Here is a 1,683-nt window from a genome sequence, read left to right as displayed (position 1 = left end):
ATCCTGAATAATTCATACTTTTAATTAAAACCATGTGAAACTGCCTCACGGCAGCTTACAATTACTTTTTCATCTTCACCCGTTAAGTGATGAAAAAAGAACCCCTTTCTGCTATGGTTAAAGTGACTAAACCAACCAAAAGAAAGGAGTTCTTCTAATGACTAGCTTACACAAAAACCAAGTAAAATTCAATTCAAATATCACTATTTCTCATACAGGTGGTCAATTATCGAGTGATTCGGGTCTCGTCCTAGTGAAAGAGCTGATGAACACCTTCGGTTTTTCTGAACTGGCTAAGCAACACATTCACATTGAAGACGAACGAGCATATTTTACTCATGACAACTTATCCATACTTGAGCAGTTCATTATGCAATTAATTGCTGGTTACTCAGCTGATTCTGCAGCTAATCTCCTGAGACAAGATCCTGTGTTTAAAGCTGTTTTAGATAGGAAAGAACTCGCTTCTCAATCTTCACTTTCTCGATTTTTAGATCGACTATCTGAGGAGAATATCCATGAACTTCAAGCTTTGAACCAAGAACTTATTGATAAAGCACGCCTCATCCGTAATGATACGGAATTAATCATTGATTTAGATTCGACCCATTCAGATACATTTGGTCACCAAGAACAAACGGATTATAATACCCACTACCAAACCTATGGTTATCATCCATTGGTAGCTTTTGACGGATTGACTGGTGACTTCTTAAAAGCTGAACTACGTTCAGGAAATCAATATACATCAAAAGGCGTAAAGGAGTTTCTCACACCTTTATTAGAGCACTATAATCACTCTCTACCAAACACTGACATCTTGGTTCGTGGAGACAGCGGGTTCGCTACACCTGGTGTGTATGATTCGTGTGAATCAAAAAAGAGTCATTATGTTATTCGACTGAAGAATAATCGTAGACTAGGTCAAATAGCTGAGAAATCAGTACTTTATGGCGATAATCAAAAGTGGGAAGAACGAGAAGTTCAGTACTTCTCCACCACTTATCAAGCACAATCCTGGTCACAAAGTCGTCGCGTGTGTATACGCTCAACACGTGAAGCGGGCGAACTACTCTTTCGACATGAGTTTATCGTGACGAATCTATCAGAAAATGTTTCTCCTGATACCATCTTTTCTCTCTATGCCAAACGTGGCACAATGGAGAACTTCATTAAAGAAGCGAAAGCTGGCTTTTACTTTGACAAGACAGACAGTCCTCGCTTTTTGGAGAATCATGTCCGAATGATGCTCAGCTTGATAGCTTACAACTTAGTCAACTTCTTAAGAACGATTGGCTTTGAAGAAGTCCAAAAGGGAATGACCATTCATTCTATTCGATTGAAGTTTCTGAAAGTTGCTGGGAAATTAGTCCAAACGGGTAGACGAGTCTATCTCAAATTATCTAGTTATCATGTGTATCAGAATGAATTCTACAGGGTCTTTGCTCGCCTGAGGCGAGCCAGTCAATGGATCTAATCCAACAATCTAACGATTTTTTTACTGGGAAGTTATCCAGGGAGAAGTATGCTCAAAATGCCTTACACCCAAAATTTATTCCTCAATATTTTTGAACAGTGAATGTTTGAAGTAACTTTTTAGTCAAAATCAGTTGATAGGGATATTAGTGATACATATTTCAATAAAATGTACCAAAGAATTAAAGCTATGAATTATTCAGGATT

General features: G+C 38.0%; 1 protein-coding gene. It reads left to right on the top strand.

What is annotated here, in order from left to right; genetic code table 11:
- Window positions 1–157: 157 nt before the first annotated feature.
- Window positions 158–1,477, top strand: a complete 1,320-nt coding sequence (locus D1643_RS10915) for an IS1380-like element IS1678 family transposase (RefSeq protein ID WP_015075518.1) — start codon at window positions 158–160, stop codon at window positions 1,475–1,477.
- The last annotated feature ends 206 nt before the right edge of the window (window positions 1,478–1,683 follow it).

The sequence above is a fragment of the Enterorhabdus sp. P55 genome, from assembly GCF_009911695.1.
Lineage (GTDB): Bacteria > Actinomycetota > Coriobacteriia > Coriobacteriales > Eggerthellaceae > Enterorhabdus.
Note: the sequence above shows the minus strand (reverse complement) of the source record. Positions and strands in the feature narration are given on the sequence as shown.